We start from the raw sequence: 26,956 nt of genomic DNA, 5'->3' as shown, positions 1-26,956 counted from the left end.
AAAATGTTTGGATATACTATATGTATAATTCTGTTAATATTTTGCGTGGGATGTATAGAAAACGGGCAAAGAGTAATTGCGGAAAATATTGAAAATAATAATTCGACCAATGAAGTTGCAATAAATCTTGTTGAAGATTACTATAAAGAACTTGATAAAGCCGGAGAAATGGCATCTTATATAAATAACATGAAATTGATAGATTATTATAATCGACCTAGAATATTATATATGTTTGATGAAGAAGTCTTTTATATGAATGAAAGTGAATTAGCTAAACTTGAATACGAAAGAGCAACGATAACACTTAAGAGGCAATCAATTAACTTAGAAAATCTTAATAAGATAGAAGAATTTGGGACATCGAATTATACTAATACTCATATAAATTCAATTGTATATGATGCATTTACGCCGATGTATAATCTTGATGATGAACAAACTAATTGTATAATATTTTCCAGAAATATTCTATTAAAACATTGTTCAACAGAAGCCGGAAAAAATACGCTGAACGAGTATTTTAAAACGATAGATACATGGAGTAAATTCAAGGATAGTCTTGTGTATGCTAATGTACCTATAAATAATTCAGATGAAAATAGAACATTCGTAATTGAGAACGTTGAAGACATGGATGTAATTACTGGTTTAAAGTGGAAACAAGCTGATCTGGAACAATATTTTGAATTCTTAGATTCATCAGGTTTTAATTCATCCGATGATATGTTAACTTTTACTCATCAATTTAGAATTGCACGAAAGAATATTAATAATGAATCGTCTGATAGAGAAAAAGAAAAAATATACAGCGCAAGGGAATTTGTAATTACTAATTTCCCACAAAATAGTAATGATATTAATAAAGCGGATATTCAAATCTATTTCAATCAGTGTGATACCAAAGCATAAATGTTTTCTCCAACATTTTTTAGTGTGGATCGTTTATTGATTTCAGGTTTTTAAGTAATACTTCATGTTTTTTATCATTGAAATATACATTCCCGACAAAATCCAACTTTTTTTAATCAGTCAATGTTTTGCAATGAATGCAAGCACAGTCTTGTTAAACGTTGTGGGTTACATTATGAATTAAATATGGAGCACCAGGAATTATCACACTTTCTTTGTTTGGGAGGCATCGTTCAAGCTTATCTATTATTAGATGAAATAATTTAGAACTCAGTTCGCCTTTCACTAAAAGCGTTGATAAATTCCAGATCCACAAGGGACCTGAAAGACTCCTGGAGGTCATAAGGCTAAACTGTTACGTTATGTCGTGACCGTTCAAAAGAGGAAGCTTCATTAGAAATCAACCTCCTTCTTTTCTTTGGGAATTTTACGCAATAAACAATGGCGATGTACATGAACTATAGCAAAATGACAAAGGACGATTTTAACAGAATTCTTTACACACGTCTTAATGAGGAAACTCTTCAATCGATAGTTAATATTCCGGGTGTTTCTGAAACAGTATCCAAACATTTCAATAATGATACACTTCTTAACGAGGAAACCCCTCAATCAATAGTTAATATTCCAGGCGTTTATAATATGGTATCCAGGCATTTCAATAATGATATACTTGAAGTGTGGGAGTATGAACAGTATATAAAGGTTAAAGAGATTGTAGAAAGAATCGAGTTGTGGAATCCGGAATTCCAGCGAACCATAGTACTGTTAAATTTACTGAACGAATTAACTGAAATTCTTTACGATACCCTGGATCTAAAACTGGACAAATATGTTAATCTTCGAGCACTTCCGGTCAGGGAGTTCCACAAAGAAACTGTGGACAAATATTCAGCATACCCTATCTGGACGTGTGATTTTGAGGGGTCCTGTCTTGTTGGCGCGGAGAAGTTTGAAATCGAACCTATCGATTCAATTCTTCACCGCTTTGGGGATGAGTAAAGGTTTCTGTGTTTGTTATTCATAGGACTAAACAAAAAAGTTTATAATTATCGACAAGAATTTACTTTAAATGTATTTGAACAGGAGAGCCTATGAAACACTTCATTACAAAAGACACGCCTGTTACGGACGAGACACTTAATGTCATTGCCCATTTGCCCACGAAAAGTCTTCCTGCGATAGTTGAAGATGAATTCTTCGTTAAACTGAGCGACCGCAATTTTATGCGTATAGCTGTTTTACTTGCACAAAAAAGCTATGATGAAGGTGGCTGTCCCATCGGTGGAGTCATCATCGATAACAAGACGCGTCGGATTGTCGGCAAAGGGCATAATACGCTTGTGCAGGATAACGACCCTTACAACCACGGTGAAACTTCAGCAATACGCGATGCAGGGAGACAGGACTTCAGCGAAACCACGATATTCACGACGCTCAGCCCCTGTGATGTTTGTGCCACGTTAATATATATGCGTCAGTTCTCCCGCGTGGTAGTCGGGGATGTTACGAATGCCTGTGGTAATGAACAGATGCTGCGCGAGAAGGGTGTCAAAGTCGATATCCTTGAAGACCCTGTGGGGATAGCATTGTATGCAAAATATCGGGCTGAAAAACCGGAGCTTGATACGGAAGATTGGAAAGGTTTGGCTGCCTGCCGTTAGCAAGGCCCGATCTGACCAGGCTTAATAAAGGAGCTAGCTCAAAAACTAATATCATATTAACATTATAAACTCACATTACAAACTGAGGTAATGTTATCAGCAATAATGAAATTAAATCAAGTTTTGGGATGAGCTCATAAAGAGACGTAAAAAACAATTCTATTTATGTTTTACAACCTTTTCGCATTTCCATACGCAGTTTTACTATTACCATATATGGAAGTACCTCTAGAATTAACATTTAACATTTTTGCAGTAAATATACACCCTTTTACTTTTAACCTGAAACCAATGCTTTCCGCATATTTACCTTTTCCAGAACATGAGCATTAGGAGTAAACGTTTTCTCCGACCTGGCATTCTGCTTCATATAACCTTGGTATTCCTTCACTTAATTGCGTAGTGCAAAAAACTTAATCCTGTAATTGGCATCACAACTAGCCAGTAAAGTAAATAAATTGCTATGAGACCGTCACTGAAAGACGCTTCGTGTGAGTGTCTTGATGAAAGTTCCCAGACTGCAAACAAAAGGGAAAATATGGAAATAATGCTCGCCATAGATGAAACTGCAATATATGCTTTCACCGAGTCTGGATGTCTATGCAAAGATAAAAAGACCAGTGACGAAAAAGGGGATAATAACGCCAGAAGTGTTACCACGAGGGGTGTTACGAGGTATCTAAAGTCGCTAAGAAGTTCTTTACCACTAACTTCCCAAAAACTTACGATAACCAGTAAAAATAGTGAAATACAAAACGGGACTGCCAGATACCATCCGGGCAGTATTTTTCTTGCATCTGATAAAAAAAGTACAGAACCGAAAAAAGAGATCGTGCTCATTATTTCAGAGCCAAGCCTAACAAAACCAGTTTCTCCTTTTTGCTAGCAAAGTGATTGGCTAACTTCTTTATCTTTAAAAAGATAACATAACCCTACGAACTTTTTGTTATTTCTGATTCTATACTTTCATTTTGTTCAGGGACCTGAGGTTCAGGCAGGATTTCGATCACAGTTTCTTCTGCTGCAAGCTTGTCTGTTATTGCAAAGGGCGAGAATCCCGGAGTTTCTGCTGTGAAATACAGATATTTGTCATCTTCCGTGAGCAAGTGCCCGGAAGTTCATGCCATTTCCTGTCGCTGTACCTGTTCAGGGCAATTGAAGCCTGGGAGCCGGGTTGGCGTATCCGTAAACGCCATAGTAAGAAATATTTATATTTTTTATCTCCATTAGTAAGAATCAATAATCTTAATTTCATATCTCAACTTGAAAAATCAGGTTCTTTGTTTCTTCCTGAAAGCAGGAATTAACCTCCTTATCTCTAAAAGTCAGAGGAACCTCACTTCATACGAATCATGATTTATTTCCTCCTTAATGTATGTAAAATTTAAGAAGGTGACTGAAAATGAGTGAAATTGACTGGGACTCTCCCGAAAGTGCCGAAAGGTACGACCAGAATTGCGATCACCAGTTCCAGAAAGGACAGGTACTTGTGGAAATGATGGGAATAAAGAAAGGGGATTCGGTGCTTGATGTCGGCTGCGGGACCGGACGGCAGGCCCTGAACGTCGCTGGAATTATTGGGCCGGCTGGCCAGCTCACGGGGATCGATCCTTCTTCATATCGCATTGAGCTTGCACGAAAAAAGTTTGACGGAGATCCTTCCGGCAATGTCCATTTTCTGGTAGGACAGGCTGAGGCTCTCAGAGACATACCGGATAACTCGATAAACCATGCATATTTCTGCTCCTCATTCCACTGGGTTGATGATAAGAAAACCGCCCTTTATGAAATATATCGGGTGCTTCGGCCAGGGGGCATGGCTGGCATGACAACACTTGACAGAAACAGCCCTAACGCGATGGGGGCACTTGTAGACCCCATTCTCGCAAAATATGGCATCGCAAGGCGCCATGAATGGCACAGGGGTATGAAAAAAGTAACTTCACCGGAACTCCGCGATCTGCTCTCAGGAGCCGGCTTCACCAGTATCTCAATCGAGCCAAGAGCCGTCCCGCGGAAATATGGTTCTCCGGAAGAGTTTTTGAGGCACCTCGAAGAGAAGGACAGCCCGGGAGGAGTATTGAAAGACATCCCCGACGAGATCAGAAATAAGATCAGACAGGAGATCGCTGAAGAATTCAGAAAGGTCCAGGGTCCAGACGGTGCCGGTTTTGGGAATGTTACGCTGTTTGCAATTGCGACAAAACCCGGTGAAGAGACAAAGGGATAAAATCAGTCAACAGGATATTTTTCATCATTTCTTCAGGGTAGTAAAATTCAGTTTTTTGCTTTCTCTTCATGTAACGAGTTAATCATTATATTTAATGTTCCGTGCTAAATATAAATAAAAAAAAATTTAACGTAAAAACCGAAATAGCATTAAACATCAAAAATACAATAAACCAGGCTTGAGCTAATCAGCAGGTTGATGGAGCTTATGATAAAATCGGGTGGTCCTTTTCTCTATAAGGGAGAACGCTGTACTATCGGGGCCGTCATCTTGCTCAAGGGCCTGCCTTACATGGTTACGGTTTCTCATATATTTCGGCATGGGGAGGGAGACCATTTAACAGTTGACGGAAGAAAACTCACTGTGACAAGCATTTTGAAAGCCTTTGATTTAGCTCTGATAGAGCTTCCTCCCGTCTGTACTTTTGAAATCACCGAGTTTGGCAGTGCAGCTGAACTGGAGCAGGCTGTACTTGTAAATGATATCCATGCTATTAAATGCAGGGTGGTTAATGCCGGAGCTTCATTGCTTTTTCTTGGCTTCCGATGCTATAATATGCCGGAACCGGGAGACAGCGGTTCTCCTATCCTGCAGGCGGGAAAGGTAATAGGGATCATTTCCTCGATAACGCTGGACACCTGCATGGGAATTGCAATTTCATCCAATGTTATACGCAGCCTGGAGGATAAAGAAGTGAAGGATGAAGTATAAAGGATGGAAGATAAGGGATAATAGATAAGGATGAAAGATAAGGGATAATAGATAAGGATGAAAGATAAGGGATGAAAGATGAAACAGTGATTAAAGAAACAAGTTCTTTTAAAACAAGCCTGACTTTTAAAAGCAGTTTGTCGGAAAATCAAAAAAGAAGGCTTGATTTAAGCCTTCCTCTTCTCTCCTCTCCTTAATCGTATAATACATAAATAGTGGATGACCAACCTTTTTAAGGGAAAATTTGGCCCTCAAAAACTTGAGTTTTTAGCTGATGTTTCTTCTTTTTCTTGCTTTGCGTTTCTAGCTGGTTACTCCGAAATGCAGTTATTGGCTCTGGAATTTACCTCTGAATTCCATGAGAACATCGGCAGTATTATTGTATTCCCGATCTGGAAACTTCTCAAGAGCTCTAATAACTTCACTACGAGCATTGTGCTTTTTAGCATTTTCGATAAGTTGACTCTTCGTTGAAGGATATTTCAGCTCCCTGAGGGCCTCTACAGCCCTTTGAATGCCTTCGAATTGCTTAAGGACATCGGCAGCGTTATTGTATTGCCTATCTGGAATGCCCTCAATAGCCTGGATCACTTCGCTGCGAGCATTCATACTTTTAGCTTTCTCGATAAGTTGGTTCTTTGTTACAGGATATCTTATCTCACGGAAAGCCTGTATAGCTTCCTGCATAGAACTCTGAACTTCAGCAGCAGAACTTGCTTGCATTTATTTTATCCCCCATGTTTTGGTTTTATTTGATGTAGAATTCTTTCTAACATCAGGTGTTGCCTTATTTCTGTCCAGAAGAACCTTAAGAGCTCCCATGATCTCTCGTATATAAACCCCTCTCCTGTTTGAATTTTTCTTGAGGAGTCCATCTCCTGGATTCAGATATCAGTTGCCTTTCCCAATTAAGTTGTCACCCACCATTGGTCATTATATAATTATTATTATAAAAAAGAATTCAACTCAAACATTTATTAGAAGCTGAATATTGGTCATATCATCCCCGCATTCTGAAAAAAACAGAATTCTGAGATTATATGATTTATAAGGCAATTTATTATATACTCTAACTGTATCGTGCCCTGATGTGGACAATCTCAATAGCAGCAGGGAAAAACCCCGGTTAGTATTGTAAACGCCCGACTCGTCACTTGGATCCGGCAAGAGCAACGGCAGGCTTGTAGACGTCGCAGCTTTCGGGAAGTTGTACCCCGGATTTGCCCCAGAAACTCAGGGGCGTCAGCCTGTACTGTGCCTGAAGAGCATGCACAGCTGGCAGGTCATCGACGCTATCCGCCAGAGTGCGGTCAGGGATCAATATCCAGGGTGTCGGGAAGGACGGCATCACGGCGGTTACCCCTTCGGGGAGCTCGCCATGCCAATCATGACTGATAAGATATAGCTGCCTACCTTTGAGCCAACCCTCTTGCCAACGTAGGCAAAGTTGTCCAAGGTAAAAGAGATTAGTTCAAATGTCCTGTACCTGTCATCCGGGATCTCAGGCACGGTGAGAATAACTGGCTCTTTGCTGAGATCTACCCAGGCGACCGAGTACAGTGTGTCGTTGTTCGGGCAGCCACCGTCACGATAAGTAGCGTCTATAAGCTCGGTAGCGTGCCAGAAATGGTTAACAGGCGCATAAGGAACGTGCTTTGGGTCCTGGGGAATGTTTGTCCACTTATAGCGTGTGATAGCGTTATAGACATACGGGAAACCATAGATAAGCGCCTGCAATCCCGGTGAGTATGCGTATTCCTCCTGCCAGTCAAGGACCAGGGGAGCTGCCTGTGGTGCTGTCTGTGGAGTTGCCTGTGACACTTCGGCTGCCTTAACTGCCAGGTCATTCGTACCCTCAGCCGCGCCCAAACCTGCTCCTATCCGCTTCAAATCATCGACAGTAAGAACCTGGGCGCCGGCTTTCCTTATGCCATCCTCGACCTTTCCAGCATACTGCGGGTCCACAAACAGACCAATAGCCACAGTGCCCGGGTTTAGAGCATAACCCAGATGTGTAGCCCGTACGTTCAGCTCAGTTGGGCTGCCTACCGGCTTGCTAGCAACGGTGATTATGTCCTCTGCGATACGTTCAGCCAGAGCAGCAATATTCACTCTGGACGTCGAACCGATATCAATGATGTTGATGTCGACTTTGCCCTTATCATCCTTAGCGAGGACCAGGATATTGCTGGAGTTTACCATCCGAAGCTGGGAGCTGAGACTCTTAATCTTCTCCATAGCAGCGTCTGCAGCTGCCTTGCTGGCGAAAACTCCTGCCACCAGTTGTCGCTTCTCAGATAGCGGTTTCACCGGCTTTTCAGCGATTGCGGTCAGGCCTGCTACAATAAGCTCAGCCAGCGCGGCGATGTCCGCTCCAGAACTAGAACAGATACCGATGACATTGATATTGGCTTTGTCTTTATCGCTCCGGTGAGTATCAGGACTAAACATTTTTCTGCCAGAACCTTAACAAGTAGAAAAAGAGAGAAAAGGTGAAAATAAAAAGTGAAGATAAAAAGTGAAGATAATGAAGCAAGAATGAAGTGAAGCTCTTTTAAAACAAAGCTCTTTTAAAATTCCCCGATAATCTGAAGCACAATTCTTCTTACCTTCTCAATCCTATCAAAATTTATGTATACAATCTGCTGCCAGGTTCCGAGTGTCAAACTTTTTTCAACAAAAGGAACTGTAAGGCTAGGGCCGACAAGCAGTGCCCTTAAGTGAGAGCCTCCGTTAAAATCGCCCCAGGTTTTATGGTGGTGATAGTCCTCATTTAGAGGGATCAGCTTATCAAGAGTCTCTGAAACGTCCTTTGAAAGGTTTGACTCAAATTCCATTGTGGTTATTGCTCCGGTTGACCCGATGCAAAAAACCGTAACCGTCCCGCTTCTTATTTTTGATTTTTTGACTTCTTTGGATACCATTTCAGTAACATCAACAATTCCGCAGTCTTCTTTACCGGTGACTGAAATTTCTCTTGTTTCTACAGGCATAAAACGATATTAACAGGCCAGATTAATATATTCTTGCAAGCCCTGAAAAGTAGTACCTATAGACTAGCATATGTACCAGCATATAGACCAGCGTATGGACCGGCAACTCTCAAGAAAGCCATGAGATAATCCGAAAATCAGCGTTGTCTGAAAAATACCTGCATGGGAATTGCAATTTCGTCCAACTATCCGTAGCCTGGAATGGTAAGAAAAAAATCCCCGGAAATCAGTCTCCCGATAATCTGCATCACGATTTTTCTTACCTTTTCAATTCGATCGAAGTTTATGTATAAGAACACATTAAAAAAGATTGGAGAAAAGCCCAAAAGAATTGTGTTTCTTTCCCTGTCCCCCGACAGGGAACTAATATCTTCCAGGCAGTTCTTATTCGCATCATTAACGATTGCTCAATCTTTAGTACTCATCCATTTCTTTTCTAAATTCTATGAAATCTCTCTCAACTTCTTCTAGTTCGTGTTCCATTTTATACCCCCATTTTCAGTTGTGATAAGATTTACGCAGTTGAACTGAGATTATTTCTCCATTTCTTCCAGTTCAAATTATAGTAGTATTATGGTTACTTAAAATTAATTCTACAAAAAATTGTATTGTATCAAAACATCTCTTTGGATCAAAAATTTCAAAGCCGACATTGAACTCTGGATGAGGAGACTGCTCGAAAGGAAAAAAGCTATAATGTAAGCTCATCCCAAAACTTGATTTAACCTCGGTATTGCTACTAAAATTACAACTCTCAGGTATGATATTTCTTTGATTTCATGTCCTGAAAACACCTTTTTTTCATGATTCTATCCGGCTAGAGAATCTGTCTGCTCCGCTTGTCTTTTTGCATTCCCAAAAACAGATTAAAATCAGACGCTAAAGAAAAAGTAGAAATGAATTTGAGTAGTTTGTCAAAACTACACCAATTCAAAAACGCAGCAAAATGAAGTTAAAAACAAATCTTACATTGCGAACAATCGCCGCAGCTTGTTGTTTCCGTATAGTCTCCACCCGTGATTTTGAAAGTACTATCAGAGATCCTGTATTCATTTGCTTGCTTGCCGTCATCAACGGTTACGGAATCTTCTCCGAAGCGCAGTTTTATCGGCACCTTTTCATAGTCATCCATCAGGCCCGGTTTCAGCTTTGGGAAGGTGATTTTCTTTTCGCCGTTGCTTTTTTTGACCGAAATGATATCAAAGGTGGCAAGAGAGGTTAACCTGCCGTTTCGGTCAAACCCGAGGGAGTTTTTATCCGCTTCGATACCCAGTGCATTCGCATCATATGCGTTGACCGGACCGATGGGGGTTTCAACAGGGACCGGTTTTGCCGGTTCTACGGATTCTATGTTCCCGTCTTCAAAAAGCTTGAACCCTGTGCGAATAGGAATTTTTCCTGCCGGGGTTTCAATTGTGATTCTTTCGGTAGGCCAAAGGATCAGGCTTTTGACTTTTCCGCTGGGGTAAAAGCGAAGCCCGATTATCTTTGCACTGAAGCTCCCGAAAGGGAATGTAAAATCATACTTTTGAGCCAGGGCTCCTTCGTCTTCTTCCGACCAGAAACCGCTGATTTGTCCGTTTAAGGGGAACAAACTATTGAGCGAGCCGTCTTCAAAAAAAGTGACCAGTTCAGCCGGGAATGTGCCTACTGACGTGCTTATTTCGGTCTGCTGTTCCAGAGAAATGCTTTTAATTTTCCCACTTTTGTAGAAAGACAGGGCTTTTAGCTGTTTCCTCCTGATTCCGGGGTCTCCATACTGCGGAACAAAGTCGCCGTATTTTGTGCGGATCAAATTGGAATCATTAAGTTTGCACTCATGCAGTTCTCCACTATCATATGTGGTAAAGCTCGTTATCCCTTTGATTCCGCTTGTTTCTACAGTTAACATTTTTTGTCTCCCTGAATAAAACTGAGTCCATCTCTTTGCTTTAATTCGTATACTGAAAGCAATGCTTCATATTAATAAATTTAATTGTATATTAATGATCTAAAACACATTGCACTATAAATTGTGCCATAAATTCTGCTGTGCACTGTGTTGTAAGCACCGCGCTATAAGTCGTACTATACACTGTACTAAAAACCCTGCCCTTGCTTATATTATTAAAAAACTCCATGATTACTTCAATTTAACCTGCCGCAATATCTGCCATTTCCAAACTTATGCTTTTTAGGCTAGTGGTTTATGCAGGTCTGTTGCATGCAGATCTGTTTGCCGACAGGTTAAATGCAAAAACTTGAATCAACATTCAACTGATACCTAAAATGATTTTCATGTCTGCTTCAAATTGCAGGATCTAATAGAACGGAAGTTCTGATCTATTTATCGTTACCCATATGTGAGATAGAGAAGATCTTACTCATTCTGCATTCCAGGCAGTATCGCCGGGACTTTAAATTTTTTCAAAAGAACTGTAAAATCGCAATTAAGTAACCTACTATAGATTTCAGTAGAAATATTTTTTATAGATGTTTACTTTTTTTTGAGATGTAAAGGGGTTCCATTTTGCAGAAATCTATTTCTGGTAGACATCGCAATAAGTAAAATAAATATATCAATAAATCCATAACTTATTAATTAATTTATTTCAGTTTGTAAAATCACACCGAGTTAAATCACACTGAATTATTTGTACAGATTTGTATATATGTGGAAATATGCAATGGATCAGTTGATAAAATTGAGACTCAGGGAGGGAAATCATATGACAAGAAAAACAGATGAAGTTGTCTGTCCAAACCCGGAATGTGAATATTATCTCAAGGAAGAAGGAAAAGCCATAATAAAACGTGGAAAATACAGGACCGGCCACCAGAGATACTATTGCAAACACTGCGGGAAATTTTTCATGGATACGGTTGGTACAGCCGTTTACCGCAAACATCTTCCCAATGATAAAATCGGTTTGATATACCGACTTTTCCTTGAAAAAAATGGGATACGAAGTATTGAACGGATAACAGGGCACCACAGGGATACCGTAAGCAATCTGCTAAAAGGCACGGTCAAAAATGAAAAAACAGAAGAATATCTGATCAAAAAGATAGGACTAACCCATGCTGAATGTGAAAAGTTATGGGTGCTTCTAGAAAAGAAGAGAAATGCTTCCCGAAAGTCACCTCAAAGCGAGTGACAGGTACCTCTAAGTGAACTTTAACGCTTTCTCTTCACCGACATCCCTAAGTACTCTCTGTGAATACTAATGTGTGGCAGTTTAGCCTAAGGTAGATACTCTTACAAAAAACACTATTAATATAATGAAAACAATGAAGTGAAAAATCCAGGAATCAATAGTTCAGGCATCAATAATTCAAAGATCGAGGCTCGAGGTCAATATTATAAAAACGAGTATTTTACGCGATAACAAAAATTTAGCATACTTACAGGGCTGAAAGTTTGTTAAGAGTCCGATACTTACTTTTTCGAGATCTCTTTTTTGGTCTTAATAAAAAGTTTGCATAATTTAATCCAGCTAAAAATTCTGTTATAATTAGCTAGAGATTCTGTTATAATTAGCTAAAAATTCTGTTATAATTAGCTAGAGATTCTGTTATAATTAGCTAAAGATTCCATTACAAAATTTTTCTTTTTAAAATTTATCTAATTAAACCGAAAAGATTTGTTGAAGTAGTAAGTATTTTATACGCGGACATACTTCAATTATAAAACCCACGCACTTTGAAAAACTATAAAATGCCTGAAGGCCGGATATAGAGAATCTCTTGCAAGGGTTAACGACTTATAATGCTGATTTTTTCAACCCGGCCCTATGGTTTCCCTGTGATCTGGCACTTTGCAGATACAAAAGGAACCTTGAGTGCGTTGGTTACACCGGAGGTATTCATGACTGGCTCGGAGTTCGTGAAATTCTGGAATCCAGCCTTTGTGAAATGGAATAAAATAGATCAAAATAAGCAATCTCTGAGAGTAATACACAGATAAAGGAGTAAGATATATGAGTAAAAGTACGCTATTGAGGGCAATGTCTTTACTTTCAGGCATACTGCTTTGCCTGGCATTGATACAGGCTGCATTTGCTCAAATTGAGGGTGAAGGAGTTTCAGGTCCCCTTTCGAATAAAACCGTACTACATGATATTAATCCCGGTTATCAGGACCTGTATTTGCAGCAGGGGGAAAGCAGTAGCTTCAATGTGAGTTTCAGAAACAACGACAAAAAAGCACTTGAAGTAGAACCGAAACTTATAACTGTACCTTACAGCTATTTTGATGATTTTGACGAAAGCTGGATAACCATATCCCCGGCAAGCATAACAGTAGATCCTGATGAAGAACAGGAATTTACCGTTGAGGTAAATGTCCCCGAGGATGCGGACGGTGGAACCTATGAAACCTACATTGCCTTTACGGACGATATAACACCAGACTCCGGGGAAGACTTCTATGCCGAATATATCAATGTAATGTACCTTTCCGTAACAGTCCCGATTTATCAGAAACTTGAGCTTCAGACATATTACATCTCCGACTCCGTTGAGGCCGGTGAGGAATATGTATACACGATAAAAATCAAAAACGTGGCAGCCAGGGAGATCACAATCGACCCGGAACTGAGCAGATATAGGTATGAGTATTCATTTGACGAATTCGGGCTTGACGATGACGCAATAGAAGTCTCGGCACCTTCCGTTTTAATTCCGGGTGAAATCGCTGACATGGTCATCCGGATCCCGGTTCCGGAAAACGCCGCAGGAACTTACAACGGGTTCATCAAAATGAACGTAGACGGGGGAGAGGATGACGGGTCTGATCCGCAAATAGACCTGTACTTAACAGTTAGGCAGCAGCCAACAGTTCCTTACGTTAAAACCTTTAACATCAGGACTTCCGATCCTATAACAATTGAAATTTCAACTTATACGTATAGCTCGGAGGCATGGTTGCGTTCCTCCCCGAAAGATGAAGAACCATCCTTTGAACTGAGCCTGAAATACGATTCCAGCCCCGTTGACATGCGCCTTGTGAAAACAACCCGGAGAGACAATGTAAATATTGGCGGGTATGATTTCCCGGTATGGTCAACTGAAGATAGGTCGATCTACCAAAATCATAACAAATACTATGTTGAAACGTACACGATACCCGGAGCAATCGGAGAATGGGAGCTTTCAATTCTCCCGAAAAATGCGGACAATTTTGAATATTCGATAACTATCGGGGATTCCGAATAAAAAAGAAGTTCTGGCCGAAATGCAAAAAAGGGTGAATAACAGGGCGTATAACAGGGAATAAGTAGCAGGCCCGGATCATTTTCCAGGGTTCTGTTATCCACATTCCTTAATTTTTTAATCTCATTATTTTTGGAGATTTCTGATTAATTGCTCGACCCGTTTCGGAAGCCCGGAGAGAATCTTCCTTTTTTCTTACCCTGTACCGCAAAGGGCCTGGGGCGGCATGCCCGCAGGAGAAAAAAACCTCGACAAAACGGCACCGCAAGTAAGAGAGCCAAATATTGAAAGAAATATCCCGGGACCGAAAATTACGTAATGGTCGAAAAAGACATTTTGTGATTGAGAAGAGGACAGGATGAGGATAATGCCAATGTCAGGAAGGGCTCATATTTAGAACTCCCCTGCTTGCAGTTCTCGAATATACATATCATAAAGGGCTGTGGAACGGCCTGAAATACACGCGATATAATAATCCGCAGCAATTGAAGCCTGTTGTTCGCGGTTATAGTCACAGAAATGCGGTTTTGTGCCAAGATCGTATCCATATCCCTCTGTTGCCTGGGCATGAAATGCTTCGACCAGATATTTCGAACCGATGTGTTCCATCTGTGAAACGTGGGCTAATTCATGAATAAGCCACTTCATGTCCGAATTGCCTGAAGAAGTTTTAATCTTTTTATTGAAATTGATTGTATGAAAAATGGCAATCCCCATACCCGAGCTATTTTTTATCTTTGCCCCTATCCGGGCAATCAGCGAATGTTCATCAATACGTACCTGCCGGTAATTGATGCTGTCTCCGAACACGGTTCGAGCCTCCTGCTCCTCAAGTGACGTTAGCTTTCTTGTACCGGGCTTTATGATCTGCCAGAAAAGATCCATAACCTTCGGAAAAAAGCAGATGTCAAGAATTTTTGCGAGAACCCTACCTGTCCAGAGAGCAGAGGAAAGCAAGTCACTCAGTATCCGTTTACAAAAATCCATGGTCTCCTGCACAACCGGGATCATGACAGCTTTCAAATTATCCCACACACTGTCCTGCAAACTGTTCCTGGAAGGAACCGTACGCATCGTCTGCCTGTATGCATCATTTTCTTCCCTACCCGTACACATCACCCACATGTACATATCGGCTTGCAGAATCCGGCGTTTTTGTGTTAATACCCCTTTTTCAAATCATATTGATAAGTATATCCGAAGAATCTTTCTCTTTGTTTCAAGGATTCCTCCGATTTTTAAAGTTTTTTTGTTTTCCGATTCCTTTACTGAGAAAGCCATATGAAACATGCAGTTATACATTGATAGGAAAAACTAAACTCTTAAAACATGCCGAAAAAAGATGCCCGATACGTACTGTAGCGGGTACGGAATTACTTTATCAAAAACAGAGTTACTTTAACAATACCTGAGTTACATTACAGGTAAGCAGTATAAGATTTAGAATTTTTCAGGGGGTTAAACATGATATTTGAGCGGATTAAATCTGAGGGGCTGGCTCATCTTTCTTATTTCATCGGTTCGGGAAATGAAGCTGTTGTTATCGATCCTCGAAGGGACTGTCAGGTCTATTTCGATCTTGCCAGAAGTGAGGGGATGAAAATAAAATACATCTTTGAAACCCACCGGAACGAAGACTATGTAATAGGCTCTCTGGAACTGGAGAAACTCACGGATGCAGAAATTTATCACGGTTCGGGAGTGGATTTCAAATACGGAAGCATTCTAAAAAGGGATGGCCAGGAATTCAGTTTTGGGGCATTAAAGCTGACTGCTCTGCATACTCCGGGACACACCGACGAAAGCATGTCCTATGTTCTCGCAGATCCTGATGCCGGCAAGGAACCGATAATGGTTTTCACAGGTGACGCCCTGTTCGTGGGGGATGCGGGCAGAACCGATCTTTATGGCCCGGGAGAAGCTCCCAGGCTGGCAGCAAACCTTTACGACAGCATTTTTAACAAAATACTTCCGCTTGGAGACGGAGTAATACTCTGTCCTGCACACGGTGGAGGTTCGCTTTGCGGAGGCATGATCTCTGATAGGGAATACAGTACCCTGGGCCTGGAAAGAATCCAGAACCCTGTTCTACAGAAGACTGAAAAAGAAGAGTTTGTAAAGTTCAAGCTTGAGGAGAGCCTCGAATTTCCGCCTTACTTTAAGAAAATGGAGAAGTATAATCTGCAGGGTCCTCCCCTACTGCAGGGACTGCCGGTTCCGAAACTGCTTTCTCCGGAAGAATTCAAAACAGAGATAGAGAAAGGAGCCGTGGTTGTAGATACCCGCATGCCCCACTCGTTTGGTGGAGCCCATATAAAGGGTTCGTACAGCATCTGGCTGGGAGGTCTGCCTTCCTTTGCCGGCTGGATGCTCCCCTACGACAAGCCCATACTTCTGGTACTCGAAGAAAAAGAGCAGCTGGAAACTGCTGTCAGGTACCTGGTCAGGCTGGGGTATGACAATATAAGAGGTTTTCTGAACGGCGGAATTGCAGCCTGGTATATGGAAGCCCTGCAAATTGACAGTTTTAATCTCATATCCGTCCACGACCTGAAGGCCAGAATCGAAAATGACGAGGAAATTGTGATCCTGGATGTCAGGAGCAATGAGGAGTGGGAAGCCGGACACATCGAAGGGGCCAGGCACATATATGTCGGACATGTGGAAGAGAATCTGGACAAAATTCCAAAAGAGTGTCCGATAGTTGTCTACTGCGGCAGTGCCAGGCGTTCCAATATAGCAGCTTCGATTTTGAAAAAGCACGGTTACAGAAAAATATACAATGTCCTTGGAAGCATGGCTGCGTGGAAGAACGCAGGGTATGAAGTCGTAAAATAAGGTAGTGTGATTTTAGCCCCATTCTTATTTTGATTTTGGGAGTTATGGGAGCTGTTGTTTTTTCCGGGGGAATTTGCGTGGAGAAAACCCTTTATTCTTCACAGCCCCGCAAGCCACCTGAGCCCGCCTGAACCCGCCTGAACCCGCCTGAACCCGCCTGAACCCGCCTGTTACGGGAGATAACAACAAAAACACTAGCTGTGCCCGGGGTCCGAGTCAGGATCCTCTGTTTCCAGCATATGCCCGGAGAAGTTTTCGGATAAAGAGTTTAGAAATCTTTATATCTCCTCTCTATTTTTTTATTATCCATGATATTACACGTTCCTCACATTATTCTCCCGGAGGCTAACTGGAAAGAATGGGCAGTAATTGCCTGTGACCAGCATACCCAGGATATGGAGTACTGGAAAAGAGTAGAAAAATTTGTTGGAGATACCCCTTCCACTCTTAATTTAATTTACCCCGAAATCTATCTTCCTTTAGATGAAAATAGAGTAAATAAGATTCATGAAGCGATGCACAATTACAGAGCTATTCTTGTTGATCACGGTCCCTGCTTTATTCTTGTAAAGCGTGAGGTCTCAGGGAATGAAAGGACAGGTCTGGTCGTTGCGGTTGACCTGGAAGGGTACGATTATGACGGATCCGAATCCTTTATCAGGCCGACTGAAAAAACAATCAAAGAAAGGCTTCCTGCACGAGTGAAAATAAGAGAAAATGCCGAACTTGAACTTACTCATGTCCTTGTTTTATATGATGACCCGGGTTTTTCCGTTTTGCCCAGAAACACAGCTGATCCGGTTTATGAAGAAAATAAGGTTTATGATTTTGACCTTATGGAAGACGGCGGTCATATCAGAGGCTTTAAGATAAAAGATGAAAAAGCAATTGAGGAAATTTCGGAAAAAATTCAGGCACTTGGGACCCTCCTCGTTGGGGACGGAAACCACAGCCTTGCCGCAGCAAAGAGTTTCTGGGAGAAGATTAAAGGAACAGTCCCGGACAACCACCCGGCCAGATACGCCCTTGTCGAGCTTGTAAACCTCCATGACCCGGGACTTACCTTTGAGCCTATTCACAGGCTTGTACGAGGAGTTGACCCTGAGGAACTGCTACAAAAGTTCGATGCAAGGATTGTAGAATCTTCAGCCCGGGATTCAACCTGGCCTTCAGATACTAACCACTCAATTGGCTTTATAACAAAAGATAGGCGGGGCTTTCTGATATTTGATAACCCGAAACACGACCTGGAGGTCGAGACTCTTGACGAGGTTATTGACGCTTATCCGGTCGAATATGAACACGACCCAGAGGTAGTTGAGAAACTCGGTAAAGAGCCTGAAAGTGTTGGCTTTTTCCTCCCGGCCTTAAAGAGAAGCGAATTCTTTGCTCTCATAAAAAAGAAGGGAATTCTCCCGAGAAAATCCTTTTCCCTTGGAAAGGAAAACGAGAAAAGGTACTATATTGAAGCCAGAAGGATTACGCAGTAATTCTTCCGGCAGCTTTTTCATCCATTTTTCTCTTTTTTCAGTCACTTTATTTCTCCGTAGGACTTGCAGGACATGATGATCGAGATTCAGGCTGCAAGGGCTACGCCATACGAAGCCAACCAAGATCCTCGGAAAAGTACGGCACACGCTGCCATAGCATAGATCAAAAACACGCAAAATGCGCGAAAAATAGGGACGCTTCGAGAGTCTCGGATTCGAAAAAACGGGGTCGTGGGCTAAGTATAATTATAGGGGATTTTCAGGGAACTGTACAAAGCACCTAAGTATCAGAAATTAGCCATGCCAGTTCAAGTTTCCGGTCTTCAGTATAGCCCATCTCGACAGCACCAGTTTTTGTGATCCCAAGATAGTCCTCAAGCTCTTCAGGCGCAAGCGGTATCATGACTGCTTCTCGCATGTTTATTTTCCGCAAGCTTCGGAAATGCTTCATGCGGTATACTTTTCTCCTATTCGTCTTACAGCGCAAATCAAAGCCCAACTTAATGCGGCGAAGATATCAGATACCAGCCCGGTTTTTGTAATCTTGTACCTTCCTTTCGGCAGGTCTACATTTGATTTTTGATTAATTGTAATGCTGACGATTTTGAATCAATGCTTTCAAATTGTGTGTAGTTTCTTGGTTTACATATGACTGATTATTGATCTCTCATACCAATCTGTAATGAAAAAATGGTTCAGTACTTATATGTCGTAGGAGTTGCTGCATGTTAACCAATTTTAAATCAATATAAAGTTAGCTAATGTTATAAAGCGGTGCCGAGAAAAATATTCTAATCTCTAATGTCGACCTGCCGAAAGGAAGTTGTACCTATATGAGCTCCCTTGTTTCTTGAGCAGACGCTGGAAATAAGGATAGCCCTGATGGTGGTAATAACTCATTGCACGAGCGACGGTATGATATTTTATTCCAGTTTTGGCTGCAATTTCACGGTACGTGAGTGCAGTCTCATCCTATATATACACACATCTTAATAGTCACAATATTCTAAGGAAGTTAACCTTGTCCCACATTCCGCAGTATTTTTTCAAAAATCAATATTTCCTCTGATAGCGTTTTTGAAACAAATCAAATTAATTTGGACTTTTAATGGAACTTGGTGAAAATTGAATGATATCGTTTTTTGTCTTTATGATACACCATATAGCTGCTTTACCTCCTGAATAAAAGTCCAATAAATCCACGTTTTATTGAAAATCGACAGCAGAAAAAATGTGAATATGTGAAAAATTTACTGCGGAAAGTGGGCTTATGATAGATACCGCTTCTCATACTCGAACTTCCCCGCGAGTGAATTTCACACCGTTCGGCTCATAAGAAATTAGGAATTCGTCGCCCTTCGCCCATCCTTTGGCTTCCACGATCGATTTTGGAATAATGAGCCAATAGTTTCCGTTATTTGAGTTTTGCTGGAGTCTTGTCAGAATTTGCCCGATACCTCATCTACCATATATAGCTGATTGACTAGCCGGTCAGTTCTAAGCCAGAGATTGTAATATATCTCTGACATGGACTTTTGGAGTTATTTGAGCACCAATGTTGAACGATCACTCGAAGGTTGGCATGTTTGTGTGCCTAAAACCTTGTAGAGCCTGTAATTGTTCAAAAAAGAGAAGAAGGGAATCAAAAATCACAAGTATCATTTTATTGTGCTCAACTGTTTCTTATCACTTAATTAATCAACAGAGTAATAACTTATATGATAATACTCATTATTCAGTTTTATATACTCAGTCCTGTTATCCCACATGATGGTAGCAAACTCCGTCATATTTTCATTATAATCAGAAGGGAGCTTAATATCTTTTCCTGGATTATTTACTGCTTCCTTGACATCAGGGTATTTCTCGATATCTGCTAAACTGAACTCCACGTATTTTTCTGGCGTATCTTGAAGTTTATCCGCGCGAACATACGTGCCTGCTCCAGGCTGATAAATCATCAAAAAGAAAATAAGGCATATTGATAGAACCGCAAAAGAAATAGCTGCTAAAATTTTTGTCCTTGCTTTCATTAATAAATCTCCAAGCACATTATAAAATAAAATGCAGGGTTTAATCCTGCACAAAATAATTTAAAAATGATTTCTATTAGTTTCAATCACACTATCGCAACTACTGCACCAGTTATCTAATGACATCATAAACGTGTATGTCATTATGCATTCCGGACCAAGATAATCATGATCTGGACAATCATAGTTATGTGATGCTTCATGCTGCGCAAGATGCCAATCCCAACCTGAAGTTATTTGATGTTTCATTATCCACGCATCACCTCGACGTTCAGACATACCTCTGTTATCCATCCCCTGATTACTGAAAACGGCAAGCATATCCATACCTTGATGATCAGAATTCCATCCAGTTTCACTCTGTACTTCTTGGAGAAGTAAAGTACAATTACTCGTACTGTCGTCACTATCCCACGTTGAGTATTTGCCGATTACAAAATCTATGTTATGATCGCTGTAGAATGCGTTATCAGCGTTTTCGATAGTATTGTATGCTTGAGTAGGCCAGTTACTTCCGAAAGTACTCCAGTATTCTTCATCTGCAACTACCCAAACATTAACCGTATTTATCGTCGTTGTTGCTTTGGTTGAGGGTTGTTGACTAATATTTCTTGATGTAAAATTTTCTATTACTGCCTTTTTTATATCTTCAGGATAATTCTTAGGAAGATTTTCCAGATCTTTGAGACTTTCAATTTGTACAGGTTCAATTTTTAAATCTTCCTCGATCATTTTTCTTACTGTTTCATTTTGTTCAGCAAGGGCACGAAGTTCATCGCCACTAAGTCGATTTAACTCGTCACCTTTTTCGAACCAAGGATCGCTGATAAATATAATATCTTCTTTCTCTTTTTCCGTACTATTCTGCTGCGCTTCTGCTGCACTTCCCGCTAATACAAACGCGGTGCTCACCAGTAGTATCACCAAAAGAAGTACACTTATCTCAATTTTGTTCTTACTCATTAGTCTAACTCCTATTATTTCTCTCTATGAGGCAGGATCAAGCAAGTTTAAATAAAAGCACAGCTAACAGAATCACTGCCTCATAGGCACACTTTGTGGAGTTAGGGGGTGACTGAGGAAAACTACCTTCTAACTCCATAAATTCCTCTTATCCAACTCCTTATAAGTTTTCTGACCATACCATCTAACAATCTACCTTTCATACTCATTTTGAGTCTGAAATTTTCCCCCGAACGTTGATTGTTAAAGACCGTGATCAGAAACTATATATTTAAGCATCCATCCATTCGCATTCAAGCAATTATATAATAAAGAGAATAGCACGACATGGATTCATGCAAGAAGATCTTTGTGAAAGTCCCACGGCTCCGGAGTGAAAAGATCAATCGCCGGTCAGGATTTGTATTTTCATATAGCCACAAACCTCAAATTACGTCAAGTTTTTTCATAGTTTACCAAAATAATCACAGGATTCATAACAGCGAAATTCTTAGAAAATTTAACGAATTTTTTAACTGTCAAATGTTATTTTCTGATATAATCGGAAAAAAGAAGAAAGTTTTCATTAAAGTTGGTGGGAACTGTCAAAGTCAGGTTAAAAAGATTTAATAAAATTTTTTGGGCCTCCAAAGTATGTTATTTTTACTCATAGAGTCTATTGCCTGAAAAATATATGTTGAAGATAAAAGGGCTTTTCTAGAAAGTTAGTTTCTTATTAAAAGACATTAAATGATTTTTCTCCAAAATAAGCAAAGCATGGTCGGGAGAGCTCTTTCGGCAGGTTCTGATCTTGTAGGCCAGTATCGCGTTGGAAATGTGATTAAAAGGGGTATGGACATCCTCAATGACCGCAAGGAAGGAATGTCTCCAGAATGGAGAAGAGTGAACAGGACAACCTCTGCGTGGAATGTGCACCCAGGGAAAACGTGGAGCTAACCACAATAAGGGCAGAACGCATGGTTGATGAAATGAGGGAGAAAGCTTCCAGTGCAAACGTATTCAAAGGCGAGATCGAGAGAAAGCAGACCATATGCCCCGAATGCGGAAAACCTCCAGGGGGAGGAAAGTTTTGTAACAACTGCGGTGCATCCATTGCTCTCACAAAATGCCCGAACTGCGGGAACAAAGTATCCATTGGCACCAGGTTCTGCGGGGAAAGCGGAACAAAGTTAAACTAATGTCTTTAATTCGAAGAACATTCTTTAAATAAAAAATGGGTCTATGCAAGTTTGACCCTTTTTTCTATTTTTTTCTTTCGTTTTATCTAATTTACCCGGCTCCGGTCTTACAAAGGCGCCGAGTTCCTCAAATTTTTTTATATTAAAACCCATAGACAATTGTAAGATTATTGACATTAGAAGCAGTTAGAGTAGGTTCTATCAGATTCCGATACTGCAAGAGTCAAGTATGTCAGAGTTCAGTTTATCAGAATAAAGAGATTTTTTACTGAGATTGAGCCGGGATTAATTATTTATTTTATATAAATACCGCAAATTTGTTTCAAAAAGGGATTTTGAATGAAAAAAATACTCCAGCTTATTTAAAAGTCATTTAATTTGACAGTCAAATTATAAATACCTCTAATCTAATAATGAATTTAGCGGTTAAACAACCAGAGGGGGAATAAAATATACCAGATTTGATTGGTCTTGCAATAGTATTTTTAATCTTGGCGCTGGTTGCATATATTTTGGGTGCAAGGGGAATTGCCGGTTTATCCATGAATATCGCAAAGTGGCTTGTCATAATCTTCATTATACTTGCGATAATTTCGCTATTTTTGTGACGGCACCCCATATCGTAACAGGGTTAAAAGATAAGAGATGGGCATAAAACAGTTTTGTGTCCATGCTTCTTTTTTATCTTCAGAATCGAAAATAAAGAAATAAATTTGTAAGCTCAACTTTTATTATATATTTAACTTAATAGCTTGAAAACTTATCTAAAATCTTTTGTATTATTATTAAGTTTGCAAAAATCCAAATGGAGTGATTCCCGATTACTAAAAATTAGAAGAATATAGGCCTTCACAGGCATATAAATACTGTATGAATAAATTAATCGATAAAACTGCGAAGAAACCGCCGCATGGAACCGAAATAAAAGATATATAATGATTAATCTGCGCAAAAATTATACTATTTTTCAGGGCAAGTTAATGAAAAAATTATGATAATGTTTTTAGTAATTGTGTTAGATTATAAAATATCTTTATATTAATATTTATTTATACCAATATACTTATATTTAAGTTTATAAATCCCCGTTTAATTAACAGAAGTATCGATCCATACTTCCCTGAATTTACGGGGGAATCCGAATAAACAGGTTAATAACGTTATTGGCAGCTCTTTTTATCCTGATTTCAGGTTCGGGTCTCGTAACTGCAACTGAAATTTTAGTCCAGCCAGGAGATTCGATACAGACAGCAGTGGACAACGCAACTTCAGGCGATGAAATTGTTATTCAACCAGGAACCTATACCGAAAACATCGTTATCAGTACAGACAATCTGGTAATCAGGTCCGAATCCGGAAATCCTGAGAACACAATCCTCAAAGCCAGAAGTTCAAGTTCCCATGCACTTTCCGTGAAGGCAGATTCCGTGAAAGTTAGTGGGCTTAAGATAACGGGGACAAAATCCAGCTATGCAGGAATTCAGTTATCCGGATGCAGTAACTGTGTTGTTGAGAACAATGTAATTTCGAACAACGGATACGGGATTTATCTTCTGAGTTCCAAAGGGAGCACCGTCTCAAACAACGAGGTTACAAACAATGGCGATTACGGGATTGTGCTCGGAACCTCAAACGATAATACGATCTCAGACAACAGGGCTTCTGACAATAACGGACGGGGCATTCACCTGGGCACTTCGGATGGGAACACAATCTCGGGAAACACCGTTACCTCAAACGGCGTTAGCGGACTTTATGTGTGTCCGAGGAGTGATAACAACCTGGTTTTTGATAACTACTTTGTTAACACCGTAAATGGAGAAATTAAGAACGGAACAGGAAATACATACAGTACTGCAAAAACCGCGGGCACGAACATTGCAGGCGGTCCCTATACAGGCGGAAACTTCTGGGGAAAACCTGACGGAACAGGCTTTTCCGATACTGCAACCGATGCGGATGGAGACGGCATTGCCGATGCTGCATACAGTTTCGAAAACAGCATCTATGCAGATTCCCTCCCTCTCGTATCCATTGCTGGAAAATCAACCGAAGAAACCTCAGCTGTACTTCCGGTTGCAAACTTCGAAATCAATACTACAGGCGGCCCTGCTCCCCTTTCCATCCTCTTTACCGATCTCTCGGAGAACACCGAAGGAAGGGAATGGGACTTTAACGGTGACGGACAAATCGACTCTATCGAACAGAACCCGGTTTATGAATACACAACCCCAGGGACTTACACCGTCACACTTACCGTAACCAATGCAAACGGCACGGATTCGGAAACTGCTACAATTACAGTTACGGAAGCGAAAGAAGAAAGTTCAGCAGACAGCGGGACCGGAGAAAGTGAAAGTGCAGATGCCGGGTCAGGCGACGAAGAAGACAGTGTAGGAAGCGGTGGAGGAAGCAGTGGAGGAAAAAGCCACAGAAGCGCAGGCGGCAGTTTTGGGGGTTCTCCCGAACCTGCAAAAAACGTTGAGGTCAAGGAACTTTCCCAGGTCTTTATTACAAACGGGAAAGAAGTAGAGTTTGATTTCACAAAGAATGCAACCTGCATTGTGTATGTAGGCTTTGACGCCAAAAAGACTGCTGGCAAGACCACAACCATTGTTGAGGAACTGAAAAATAAATCAACGCTTGTTTCCGGACTTCCTTCCGGGGAGGTTTATAAGTTCACCAACATATGGGTCGGCAACAGTGGGTATGCAACCGAAAAGAACATTGAAACCCCTGTAATCGGCTTCAAGGTCGAAAAGGCCTGGATGCAGGAAAAAGGGATAGACAGTTCTTCCATAGCCCTGAGCAGGTACAGCGATAAAGCCTGGGAACAGTTACCGGTCAGCCTTTCGGGAGAAGACGATGAGTTTACTTATTTTACAGCCGAAACCTCGGGTTTCTCCTTCTTTGCAATAACCGGCAATGTGAATGCCTCTGCCGAAAATGTAACTGAACTGGAAGGACCGAAAACCCGTTCGGCGAATCTGCAGGGTGAGGAAGGCACAGACCTGACGGCCGAACAGGTGACCGAGCAGGGAAAAAATACAGTCGGGAACGTCTTTACAATTCTCTCTGAAGTGGCCAACCTGCTTGGTGAATGGATTAAGTCTATATTAGCCTGGAAGAATGGTTAACCCTTTCACCCGGCTTTTTTCTTCTTTTTTTGAGGTTATTCTCCTTTAAAAGTAATCGATTTATGACGAATGCATTCCTATATAGGGATTCTATATATGGATTGGATTATAACAATCAGAGGAAGGGTATACTGTATGATAAATTTTTGATTCAGATCAAAAGAATAATTATAATGATAATTCATGATGTTTTTATTCTTTTATTGCGTAAATTTACTTTAAGAAGAGAGATCTCTTTTGTCCTGTATGTAAACCGAAAAAGTAAGAAAAAAATGCTCGCTTGTTCACGAAATTCCTTACATAACGAATAAGTTTAGAGGTGTCCGAAAAAGGCTAATCCGACTTTCTGGTTTTGAAGTCGAGCTTTTGTAGCTTATTTCCGGAAAAGGAACCATGATAGGGCTCCAAAGTCGATCTTAAAATCCCGGATTTATACCTCTGGAATCGGTTCTTATCCAGATCTTTTGGGAAAGACATTGTAAATGAGTTTTTTCTCAGGCAGCAGTTTGACCCGATAATGATAATTAAATTTCCATCCCAACACGTTTATATACTAAGTCAAGCAGGTACTCCTAATAAAATTTGGAGGAACTTTCAAATAAATTTAATAAGTTGAGTTTTCTCCGGTTTTAAGAAAAACAATATCAAACTTACAAGCGTGCTTGCTGCCTCTCAGCATCTGTTCGGTATCCGAACCAGTTACTGAGGCATTGGTTAATGGCTCGAAGTTCCCTACCGGACAGTCATCGTGCGAAAAAGAGCAGCAGCCTTTAAACCGGGCTTAATAAACATCTGAAACGGAAGAATAAACTGTCTGTTCAGGATGCTGGCGAGCTTAACCCACTGCTCCCTGAAAAACCCGGAATTTAACCCCAAATCCAATAAGGATCGGCAGAGATCTGACAGGACCCTGCCAGAATCCGGTTTCGAATTCGGTTTCGATCAAAACTAAAACCGATTCATTCCAACCAATCGAAACCCTACCGCAGTCCAACCCACGGGGCGCCACCCGAGAAAAAAACCAGTTCACAATTTCTCGGGTACTGCCAGAAAGTCCGGTTATTCTTGAGTGCTCAGCAACTCTTGAGTGCCCAAACCCCGGTGTTACGTAGAATCCGGCGGAGAACCCAAAGCGCCCGATTCGATCGCACATTGCCCGGACTTCAGCCCCAAGTACAATCGAAGACCTAAATCAATCCAACCCAGAAGGTCGTTAATAGCCATGTCGGTTGTAAAAAAGAAAACCCAGTTAGACTTTGTCTTAAAAGCTCACCATGGAGCAATCGGACAAAATATCGAGCAAAAAGACAGACACGACGACGTATTTAAGACTTACAGCTGTTTCAAGGAATTTGAAACCGCAGACTTTGAAACCCAGAATCCTGAAATGAAATTTTCCATTCAACACGATACTTATTTCACCCCGTCAAATACCAGTCCCCTATCTGGTAAGATCCGTAAGGTTAAAGAACCAGGCTTAAAACTCCTGCAGCCTGCAGAAGGAAGCCTTTCAAACTTCTTTGACCAGCTGACCGAAAGTCATTTAGCCGTAGCTGGCAGGGCAAAGGAACTCTGTTCTTGCCCACAAGCCCCGGAATACAGAAATTAAGGGCAC

24 protein-coding genes and 1 pseudogene are annotated in these 26,956 nt (G+C 40.8%); 16 read left to right on the top strand and 9 right to left on the bottom strand.

Going from position 1 to position 26,956, the window contains the following annotated elements; genetic code table 11:
- Positions 1-45: 45 nt before the first annotated feature.
- The 4 genes from ACSAZL_RS09630 (at position 46) to ACSAZL_RS09615 (ending at position 3,462) form a co-directional block, all read left to right on the top strand.
- Positions 46-912, top strand: coding sequence for a hypothetical protein (locus tag ACSAZL_RS09630; protein ID WP_440948457.1), 867 nt, complete (start codon positions 46-48; stop codon positions 910-912).
- Between the two features lie 468 nt (positions 913-1,380).
- Entirely contained in the window at positions 1,381-1,914 is a 534-nt protein-coding gene (locus tag ACSAZL_RS09625; RefSeq protein ID WP_440948456.1) for a hypothetical protein, read from the top strand.
- Between the two features lie 155 nt (positions 1,915-2,069).
- Positions 2,070-2,576, top strand: coding sequence for a nucleoside deaminase (locus ACSAZL_RS09620; RefSeq protein WP_440948455.1), 507 nt, complete (start codon positions 2,070-2,072; stop codon positions 2,574-2,576).
- A gap of 538 nt (positions 2,577-3,114) precedes the next feature.
- Complete coding sequence (locus ACSAZL_RS09615) at positions 3,115-3,462, top strand: hypothetical protein (protein WP_440948454.1); 348 nt, start codon at positions 3,115-3,117, stop codon at positions 3,460-3,462.
- 46 nt (positions 3,463-3,508) lie between these two features.
- On the opposite strand, the gene ACSAZL_RS09610 is transcribed toward ACSAZL_RS09615, so the two are convergent.
- Positions 3,509-3,682 carry a PGF-pre-PGF domain-containing protein gene (locus ACSAZL_RS09610; protein WP_440948453.1) on the bottom strand — a complete coding sequence of 58 codons (174 nt, stop codon included), beginning with the start codon at positions 3,680-3,682 and terminating at the stop codon, positions 3,509-3,511.
- Between the two features lie 296 nt (positions 3,683-3,978).
- On the opposite strand from ACSAZL_RS09610, the gene ACSAZL_RS09605 reads away from it, so the two are divergent.
- From ACSAZL_RS09605 to ACSAZL_RS09595, 3 genes are all read left to right on the top strand, one after another.
- Positions 3,979-4,806 (top strand): class I SAM-dependent methyltransferase, encoded by an 828-nt coding sequence (locus ACSAZL_RS09605; protein ID WP_440948452.1) that lies wholly within the window; start codon positions 3,979-3,981, stop codon positions 4,804-4,806.
- A 198-nt stretch (positions 4,807-5,004) separates the two neighbouring features.
- Positions 5,005-5,517 (top strand): serine protease, encoded by a 513-nt coding sequence (locus tag ACSAZL_RS09600; RefSeq protein WP_440948451.1) that lies wholly within the window; start codon positions 5,005-5,007, stop codon positions 5,515-5,517.
- Between the two features lie 71 nt (positions 5,518-5,588).
- Positions 5,589-5,714, top strand: coding sequence for a hypothetical protein (locus tag ACSAZL_RS09595; RefSeq protein ID WP_440948450.1), 126 nt, complete (start codon positions 5,589-5,591; stop codon positions 5,712-5,714).
- A 130-nt stretch (positions 5,715-5,844) separates the two neighbouring features.
- Here ACSAZL_RS09595 and ACSAZL_RS09590 read toward each other — a convergent pair whose 3' ends face one another.
- From ACSAZL_RS09590 to ACSAZL_RS09575, 4 genes and pseudogenes are all read right to left on the bottom strand, one after another.
- Positions 5,845-6,240 carry a DUF2795 domain-containing protein gene (locus ACSAZL_RS09590; protein ID WP_440948449.1) on the bottom strand — a complete coding sequence of 132 codons (396 nt, stop codon included), beginning with the start codon at positions 6,238-6,240 and terminating at the stop codon, positions 5,845-5,847.
- A gap of 427 nt (positions 6,241-6,667) precedes the next feature.
- Positions 6,668-7,719 (bottom strand): annotated as a pseudogene (locus tag ACSAZL_RS09585) (DUF1254 domain-containing protein).
- Between the two features lie 368 nt (positions 7,720-8,087).
- A complete protein-coding gene (locus ACSAZL_RS09580; protein WP_440948448.1) occupies positions 8,088-8,510 on the bottom strand; it encodes a secondary thiamine-phosphate synthase enzyme YjbQ in 423 nt (140 codons plus the stop codon).
- A gap of 952 nt (positions 8,511-9,462) precedes the next feature.
- Positions 9,463-10,401, bottom strand: coding sequence for a hypothetical protein (locus tag ACSAZL_RS09575; protein ID WP_440948447.1), 939 nt, complete (start codon positions 10,399-10,401; stop codon positions 9,463-9,465).
- A gap of 817 nt (positions 10,402-11,218) precedes the next feature.
- Here ACSAZL_RS09575 and ACSAZL_RS09570 point away from each other — a divergent pair.
- Both ACSAZL_RS09570 and ACSAZL_RS09565 read left to right on the top strand, forming a co-directional pair.
- A complete protein-coding gene (locus tag ACSAZL_RS09570) occupies positions 11,219-11,647 on the top strand; it encodes a transposase (RefSeq protein WP_440948446.1) in 429 nt (142 codons plus the stop codon).
- A gap of 822 nt (positions 11,648-12,469) precedes the next feature.
- Positions 12,470-13,705 (top strand): COG1470 family protein, encoded by a 1,236-nt coding sequence (locus ACSAZL_RS09565; protein ID WP_440948445.1) that lies wholly within the window; start codon positions 12,470-12,472, stop codon positions 13,703-13,705.
- A gap of 390 nt (positions 13,706-14,095) precedes the next feature.
- Here the strand turns inward: ACSAZL_RS09565 and ACSAZL_RS09560 are convergent, their stop codons facing one another.
- Entirely contained in the window at positions 14,096-14,827 is a 732-nt protein-coding gene (locus tag ACSAZL_RS09560; RefSeq protein WP_440948444.1) for a hypothetical protein, read from the bottom strand.
- Between the two features lie 339 nt (positions 14,828-15,166).
- Here ACSAZL_RS09560 and ACSAZL_RS09555 point away from each other — a divergent pair, with 339 nt between their 5' ends.
- Together ACSAZL_RS09555 and ACSAZL_RS09550 are read left to right on the top strand one after the other, a co-directional pair.
- Positions 15,167-16,540 (top strand): MBL fold metallo-hydrolase, encoded by a 1,374-nt coding sequence (locus ACSAZL_RS09555; RefSeq protein WP_440948443.1) that lies wholly within the window; start codon positions 15,167-15,169, stop codon positions 16,538-16,540.
- 308 nt (positions 16,541-16,848) lie between these two features.
- Complete coding sequence (locus ACSAZL_RS09550) at positions 16,849-18,030, top strand: DUF1015 domain-containing protein (RefSeq protein WP_440948442.1); 1,182 nt, start codon at positions 16,849-16,851, stop codon at positions 18,028-18,030.
- Positions 18,031-18,310: 280 nt separating this feature from the next.
- On the opposite strand, the gene ACSAZL_RS09545 is transcribed toward ACSAZL_RS09550, so the two are convergent.
- The 3 genes from ACSAZL_RS09545 to ACSAZL_RS09535 all read right to left on the bottom strand — a co-directional run bounded on the left by ACSAZL_RS09545 (position 18,311) and on the right by ACSAZL_RS09535 (position 21,026).
- Positions 18,311-18,448, bottom strand: coding sequence for a hypothetical protein (locus ACSAZL_RS09545; RefSeq protein ID WP_440948441.1), 138 nt, complete (start codon positions 18,446-18,448; stop codon positions 18,311-18,313).
- A 1,276-nt stretch (positions 18,449-19,724) separates the two neighbouring features.
- Positions 19,725-20,063: a hypothetical protein gene (locus tag ACSAZL_RS09540; protein WP_440948440.1), complete on the bottom strand. Its 339-nt coding sequence runs from the start codon at positions 20,061-20,063 to the stop codon at positions 19,725-19,727.
- A gap of 60 nt (positions 20,064-20,123) precedes the next feature.
- Complete coding sequence (locus ACSAZL_RS09535) at positions 20,124-21,026, bottom strand: zinc-dependent metalloprotease (protein ID WP_440948439.1); 903 nt, start codon at positions 21,024-21,026, stop codon at positions 20,124-20,126.
- 756 nt (positions 21,027-21,782) lie between these two features.
- Between ACSAZL_RS09535 and ACSAZL_RS09530 the strand changes: the two genes are divergently transcribed.
- From ACSAZL_RS09530 to ACSAZL_RS09510, 5 genes are all read left to right on the top strand, one after another.
- Complete coding sequence (locus tag ACSAZL_RS09530) at positions 21,783-21,962, top strand: hypothetical protein (protein WP_440948438.1); 180 nt, start codon at positions 21,783-21,785, stop codon at positions 21,960-21,962.
- Entirely contained in the window at positions 21,899-22,204 is a 306-nt protein-coding gene (locus ACSAZL_RS09525) for a zinc ribbon domain-containing protein (protein WP_440948437.1), read from the top strand. Before ACSAZL_RS09530 ends, ACSAZL_RS09525 begins: the two co-directional genes overlap by 64 nt.
- Before the next feature lie 461 nt (positions 22,205-22,665).
- The gene (locus ACSAZL_RS09520; protein WP_440948436.1) at positions 22,666-22,812 is read left to right on the top strand and encodes a DUF1328 domain-containing protein; all 147 of its coding nucleotides are present in this window, start codon (positions 22,666-22,668) and stop codon (positions 22,810-22,812) included.
- Positions 22,813-23,367: 555 nt separating this feature from the next.
- Positions 23,368-25,341: a PGF-pre-PGF domain-containing protein gene (locus ACSAZL_RS09515; RefSeq protein WP_440948435.1), complete on the top strand. Its 1,974-nt coding sequence runs from the start codon at positions 23,368-23,370 to the stop codon at positions 25,339-25,341.
- Positions 25,342-26,428: 1,087 nt separating this feature from the next.
- Positions 26,429-26,950, top strand: coding sequence for a hypothetical protein (locus ACSAZL_RS09510; protein WP_440948434.1), 522 nt, complete (start codon positions 26,429-26,431; stop codon positions 26,948-26,950).
- The last annotated feature ends 6 nt before the right edge of the window (positions 26,951-26,956 follow it).

The organism is Methanosarcina mangrovi (assembly GCF_052057765.1).
Taxonomy (GTDB): domain Archaea; phylum Halobacteriota; class Methanosarcinia; order Methanosarcinales; family Methanosarcinaceae; genus Methanosarcina.
This window is presented reverse-complemented; position numbering and strand designations above follow the sequence as displayed.